This window comes from Moorena sp. SIO3H5, from assembly GCF_010692395.1.
GTDB lineage: Bacteria > Cyanobacteriota > Cyanobacteriia > Cyanobacteriales > Coleofasciculaceae > Moorena.
Map to the genome: position 1 here is coordinate 1 of NZ_JAAHHS010000408.1, position 6,619 is coordinate 6,619.

At 43.0% G+C, this 6,619-nt stretch carries 6 protein-coding genes; 2 read left to right on the forward strand and 4 right to left on the reverse strand.

The window, feature by feature from the left end; genetic code table 11:
• On the reverse strand, positions 1 to 539 hold a 539-nt coding region (locus tag F6K52_RS29665), incomplete at its 3' end, for an ATPase domain-containing protein (RefSeq protein ID WP_293087238.1).
• Entirely contained in the window at positions 536 to 967 is a 432-nt protein-coding gene (locus F6K52_RS29670; RefSeq protein ID WP_070391802.1) for a hypothetical protein, read from the reverse strand. The genes F6K52_RS29670 and F6K52_RS29665, both read right to left, overlap by 4 nt.
• Before the next feature lie 873 nt (positions 968 to 1,840).
• On the opposite strand from F6K52_RS29670, the gene F6K52_RS29675 reads away from it, so the two are divergent.
• The gene (locus F6K52_RS29675; protein WP_293087241.1) at positions 1,841 to 3,013 is read left to right on the forward strand and encodes a pyridoxal phosphate-dependent aminotransferase; all 1,173 of its coding nucleotides are present in this window, start codon (positions 1,841 to 1,843) and stop codon (positions 3,011 to 3,013) included.
• An 840-nt stretch (positions 3,014 to 3,853) separates the two neighbouring features.
• On the opposite strand, the gene F6K52_RS29680 is transcribed toward F6K52_RS29675, so the two are convergent.
• Complete coding sequence (locus tag F6K52_RS29680; protein ID WP_293087244.1) at positions 3,854 to 4,783, reverse strand: DUF3598 family protein; 930 nt, start codon at positions 4,781 to 4,783, stop codon at positions 3,854 to 3,856.
• A gap of 167 nt (positions 4,784 to 4,950) precedes the next feature.
• Positions 4,951 to 5,862: an ABC transporter permease gene (locus F6K52_RS29685; RefSeq protein ID WP_293087247.1), complete on the reverse strand. Its 912-nt coding sequence runs from the start codon at positions 5,860 to 5,862 to the stop codon at positions 4,951 to 4,953.
• A 426-nt stretch (positions 5,863 to 6,288) separates the two neighbouring features.
• Here F6K52_RS29685 and F6K52_RS29690 point away from each other — a divergent pair.
• Positions 6,289 to 6,619, forward strand: a 331-nt coding sequence (locus F6K52_RS29690; protein ID WP_293087250.1) for a peptide deformylase, incomplete at its 3' end; no start/stop codon positions are given.

The following is a 6,619-nucleotide window of genomic DNA, read 5'->3' on the forward strand; positions in this document are numbered from 1 at the left end:
TCAAAGATCGGTTGATGTTTAATTTCTTCGTCAGTGTATTCCCCTACTAAAAAAGCTGTTACTCCCCAAGTGGTCAGACGCACTGAGAGGTCGTAGCCAAACTTACGTACTTCTACGGGATCCGTTGCCAAATCATGAATGGCTTTGAAGCTATCAATGCCGATCAGCGCAGGTCGGTACTCTTTTACGTAATTAATAATGGCAGCGACCGCTTCTTTTAGACCCTGCTCTCGGATAATCTCGCCGATATCAAGATAAATTACCGCAGTACCTACCTTACTGGGGTCAAAAAAATCAAACTTTTGTAGGTAGTGCAGTAATTTGACTGAAGGTTCCGATAGGGTGACTAAATAAAGCGCTTTGTGCTCTGTAGTAGCATTGGTGTATAGTATTTGCTGGGTAAAGATCGTCTTACCAGATCCGGGTGGCCCACTGATGATGTTAATGGACAATTCCGGAATACCACCAGAGAGAATCGAGTCTAGACCAGGAATACTAGTAGGCAGTTTACCTAAGGGCTTTGTCCGAGGACTGATCATATAAGTTTTTTCCCTTCAATTTCCTTGAGTAATTGTCTGACTAGAATGTCGCCCGTCAAGATGGCTAGAATATCGATTAGGGTTGTGACTAACTCTTTGAGCGCCTCACGAATTAACAACCGTTGTTCTGGTGAAACCTTTTTGCGAAACACCTCAAACGAAACTCCCTCGGCACTTGATTCTATGTAGCCAATCAGGGGATATTTTTCCGCTGTCAAAGCTAGAGATCTTTCCATAATCGACACTACTGTCACTCTACCTAAGGTCGGCATAATCCGGTCCCAGATCGTGGTGAGCAAATCTTCGTAAATGTCGATAACTTCTTCCTTACGGGCCTCTGTCTTCGCCTGGTCAACTTGATCCTGGACTGGCTGTTCAGCTAATGGTTGTGCCGATCGCATCTCCATTTCTCTATTAGGATCGCTCATCGCACTCTCCTCAAAGTTTCGTGCCCAGTTAAGGTTAAGAAAACTATTAGTTCTAGCTGAGGGGGTTATATAATAAGCCCTGAAATGCCCACTATATAAAGCTTTTAGGCCAATAACTCAGGCAAGATACAGACCGAAATTGACCCTGGATTCATTGTCTTGATGCAAAGCGCGAGTGGATGAAACCACGGCAGTTGCTCATCGGGGTTACCCCCTTTGGCAGCACTGCCTCCCCGTGAGGCCACTGCATCGTTTTCTGGAAGCTTAAACCCTTATAACTAGGTTCAATTTCAGCCCAAAACAGCATGTATCTTTCTGTTACTTATGGGCTCAAACTATTACCCAGTAATGATTTCAGCTTACATGTCGCCCCCTCAGTAGTTCTATTCATGGCTATCTATGGATAACTACCAGTTTATCCCATCAATTTCCACAGCTTATTATATTATTAAAATTAATCGGATTGATTAGCTATTTTTTTAGATTTTTTTAATATTTTTTTAGCAATACCGAATTAAAAACAAACAAAAATTAATACAAAAATATTTAATTATAATTAACATAAGTTTTATTAAAGGAAAAGTAAACAACACCTCTAAGGATAGTAACACAATACTGAAGCAATAGAAAAATTTAGTTTTTTTTATCTCGATTAACTTAGGTGCGCTTTCCGCATATAATTATTAAATTTGCCACGGGTCGCACCTGCTGATACCAAATCCTGTTCCCATACCTCCGTGATCCGCATAGCCCTAGATTCCTGGCATAAAAAGATTTGGTTGATTTTTATAAAGGGGTAATGACCAAGCCGATTTGGTATGAGATTCGCTAGTATGAACCACGGGTACCTTCACTCAAAAAAAAGAAGAAACCATGAAAAGCCTAACCTCCCGCATGGAGGCGGTGCAGTTGCCAGTCATTCCCATGGTTGGGGAACTGATCCGTAAATATCCTGAGACAATATCCTTAGGACAGGGGGTGGTCTATTATGATCCCCCCCCAGAGGCAATGGCAATGTTGCGTGAATTCTACAGCTTATCAGGTAATCATAAATACAAACCTGTATATGGAATTGCGGCCTTGCGAGAGGCAATTGAGGCAAAACTGAAAACTGATAACGACATTGAGATCAATTCTGCTAACCGCATTGTTGTCACCGCAGGAAGCAACATGGCGTTCATGAATGCGATTCTAGCAATTACCACTCCCGGGGACGAGATTATTCTTCAAACGCCTTACTATTTCAACCACGAAATGGCGATTCAGATGGCTAGCTGTCATCCAATCCTGGTGCCAACCGATGAGAATTACCAGCTACGTCCGTCCGCGATCGCACAGGCTCTTACCGACAGAACCCGGGCAGTAGTTACCATATCACCTAATAATCCTACTGGGGCGGTATATTCCGAAGAGGCATTGCGTCAGGTAAATCAACTCTGTGCCGATCACGGAATTTACCACATTAGTGATGAAGCTTATGAGTATTTTACTTACAACGGGGTGAAACACTTTTCCCCAGGTTCCTTTCCCGAAAGTAGTCAACACACTATTTCTCTCTACAGCCTCTCCAAAGCCTATGGTTTTGCCAGTTGGCGGATTGGCTACATGATTGTTCCAGAACACTTGTTTGAAGCAATTCAAAAGGTTCAGGATACTATCCTAATTTGTCCCCCAGTCATTTCTCAGTATGCAGCTAATGGGGCATTGAATACTCGAAAAAATTACTGTCAACCTCATATTAATGCGATCGCTTCTGTACGACAGGTGGTATTGAACTCCCTGAAACGTCTAGAGGGTTTGTGTACCATTGGTCCTGCGGATGGAGCGTTCTATGTTTTCCTAAAAGTGGATACTCAGTTGGATGCTTTTGAGTTGGTAGAGAGACTGATTCGGGAACATCGGGTAGCTGTAATACCAGGTAGCACCTTTGGTATTGAGGACGGGTGTTACCTAAGGCTTGCTTATGGTGCTTTGCAAAAAGAAACTGTAGCAGAGGGTATTGAACGATTCGTTGCAGGTCTTAAAGAAATTTTACAAAAAGTTTGACAGAAGGGCAGGATATCCAAAAAATATTTTGTATAAAAATTGACTCACAAATTGCTCACAAGGGGTGAGGTATCAGACCAGTTTTTTTTCTAGTGAACCCACCAAGAAGGGGTGGGTTCATAATACATGCTTATTGAGACTGATGTCATCTAAACCTGCTTACTGGCTTGGTTTTGGCAAAGTCTGGTTAGGCGTTATTGATGCTTCTGTCTGGCAGAATCCACCATAACACCGGAGACAAAATCATACAGGAAGTAGAAAAAATCAACACTAGTAATAGAACTTGGCTCAGTTCGCTATCCATAGGTCTTACCTCATTTATTATCAACTCAGGCTTTTTAAAGCCTCTAGATTTATACTTCAATCTGACTTAAGTGTATTCCGGATAACAAATTCTGGGTAGTTCTTATGGTAAATATTTGTCTACTCTGCTGATACTTATAGTTAACTTATAATAAGTTTTATTGCGAAGTCCCTGAAAGTAAACAAATATCATCCCAAATCCAGTTGACTAATTATCATTCCTCAAGTAATCGGTAATTTGTAATGGGTAATTAACAGTTAGCAACTAACAATTACCCATTACAAAAAATTCAGGGACTATTTGGTAAGTGATTAACTCGACTTGTATCAGTGTTTTATTGATGTAGGAAACTACCTGGTTAGCCAAACCTATCTGACAGGCTTCGTTGAAACTAATTCATTACCAAAATGTTTTTTATTCGAAGTCATTATAAATACTTATACTATCAATTATATTGAAAACGGTATATATAATATCGAGCCAGGTTGAATGGGTTGTAAAAAAGCCCACCTACTTCATCCTTGATACTTTATCTTTTATTCTTTTATATAATGCCCAGAAGATACTTTCTGCTCTCTTACCAAAGTAAGACTAACCCATTGCCCTTTATCGTTAAAAGAGCGAATCAGTCGCTGACGTTGGTTAGGTTGCCACAGCCAACCTACTTCTAGAAAGAAAGAATGACCTGGCTTAACTGTTATTGGACAAGTAGATGATGCCCCATCGGGCAATAATAAAACTTGAGTAGAAACAGCACCCTCCTCAAAATACAGAATTGAGCCATCAATCTTAGCGCTAGAGGTGATGGTATGTAATGATTCTCCTGTGCCAAATGTCAGTTGTTGTACTAAGCGGTTACTTTCATAATGCTGGAGTTTAAGGTGAGTAGGATAGATGTTAGGCGTACGCAAATCAGAATAAAGGGTTACTGCCTCTCCACGCCACTCTCCGAGCAACTGTTCCAAGGTTAATGGTGGACGTTCTGGTGTATCCGTACCCGCCAGCTCTCTTGGTGCGCTTTCCCTTGGCGTTCGCGGAGCGTCTCCGTAGGAGTTGGAAACCTCGCCGGGGTCGCACCGCTTTTCTCGAATTAAGGTCAACTGTTTCAGCTGACTCTCCCTGTTATACAGTTGCACCATCCGCAGACGACGGTTACCTTCAATCAAGCCAAATTCTGCCCCAAATTCGGAATAAGGACCCCACTGTAGTGCGCCTTGGGAAAACGCACCAGTGTCAAAGAACATAAGATAGCGATCTACATGGGTGTATTCCAGAACTCGGTTGAATATAGCTTGTTCAGGTGGCAGATAGCGAAGAGTCAAACGAATTTTTTGGTTATCGTCGAGTCCTTCTATGGTGAGCACAGAGGGAATATCTTTTAACTGTTGCCCTTTTGGTGAGAATGTGGTAAAGGAACCATGCCAACTCCCTTGATTTTGCAAAAAACATTCCCATTGCGATCGCATAAGTAGTCCTTAGTGATTAGCTCTTAATCATTAGTATCATTAGTTGTTAGTCGTGGGTCATGAGTCTATCTACTACCATCGATTCCATAATTCCTCTGTTGGTCTAACCACTTCCCATGAGACTAACCACTGACAAAATACCAGAATTAGAGCAAATTTTGGTGATATCATTTCCCGATAGCGATGGTTTCGAGACTAACAGCTAAGCAACTACCGAGCAAACCCACTGAACCCCCCAGAATCAACAGCAGTAAGGGTAGCACAACAATTTTAAGTGGGTCAGGTGGCACCACTGTAGCGATAAATTCGATAAAATCAGGTCCAGTCCCTAGCAGATTAGTCAAAAATTGCCGCAGACCGATCAACAAAACCCAGGCTAAGGCTGCCCCAGCTACACCAAAAGTAATTCCTTGCAACATGAACGGCAGATAAATCCAGGATCTGGTTGCCCCAACTAGCTGCATAATCTCAATTTCCTGGCGTCTTGCGATCACAATCAGGCGCATTGTGGTGGTGACAACTGCCACTGCTGTCAGACTGAGAATGGTAGTAATGATCAGACTCACCCAGCCTAAACCATGATGAAGCTGTCGCATTTGTTTGAGAGTCTGATCCATATACTGCACCTGATCTATTCCTGGCAACTGTGACAACTGCTGGGCAAGAATTAGCACATCCTTTGGTTTGCTTACCTTTACCTTCAGTTCATCCACTAGGGGATTCCCTTCCAACTGTTCCGTAGCAGCAGCAATGTCGGAAATTCCTAGTTCCTCAACCAAGGATGCCCAAGCTTTTTCTTTGGAAATGGTTTGAACCGCCATCACCTTTGGCAGTTTCTGAACTGCTGGTAAGACCATTTCTGCCTCAGCCCCTGGTTCGAGATAAACAGCCACTTCTAGTTGACTCCCCAACTGATTGAGTAGCCCACCTAACTGCCAGGAGGCTTGCCAGCTTATACCAAACAGAAACAATAGGACAGTGACCGTGCTAACCGCCGCCCAGTTGATCCAGCCGCCACGTTGTAGACCTAAGAAAGTTTCCCGCAGCAGATAGTCCAGTTGATTGAGAAATTTAAACATCCATCCCTGACTTGGTGTTACTGTTGGGTTCTAACCTATAAAGCTGCTAGTTTCAACGAAAATCAAAAGCTGTAAAACAATTGTGGGATACCAAGAAATAACTTGAAACGTAGGATCTCAAATAATCCCCACCTATGGGCGACCAGGGAAAGTTAATCAAATCATTGCAACGTGCTCCCCATCCCCTCTCTTAGTGTGCGTTCCCTTGAGCAGGTTCAGGCAGCGCCCTGTCGCACCGCAGCGCGAAGGCTGTTGGGGCGTGGGGCATGATAAACTAAGGAAGCTAGCCAAGACTATAATAGTAGACCAACTTAGGCACTCTGTCTTAGGCACTCTGTTGAAAAATCTGTCTGTTGAGTGTTCTAATCCAATAGCCAGCTGAGTGTCTAACCCTAACCATACCCTGACTCACAAGTCGATAACCCCATGACTGCTGAACTTATCGTTGAAAAGAAAAAATTAGAGAATCCACCATTAACAATTCATTATCTAGGCGATCGCGTCCTGCGTCAGCCTGCCAAGCGGGTTGCTAAAGTAGACCAGAACATCCGGAAATTAGCTGAGCAAATGCTGCAAACCATGTACAGTGCAGATGGTATCGGTTTGGCAGCCCCTCAGGTCGGGATTAATAAGCAAATGATTGTGGTTGACTGTGAACCTAATAACCAAGACAACCCACCGCTGGTGTTAATTAACCCAGAAATCAAGAGTTTTGGTAGCACCCCCTGTGATGGCCAGGAAGGTTGTTTGAGCAAGA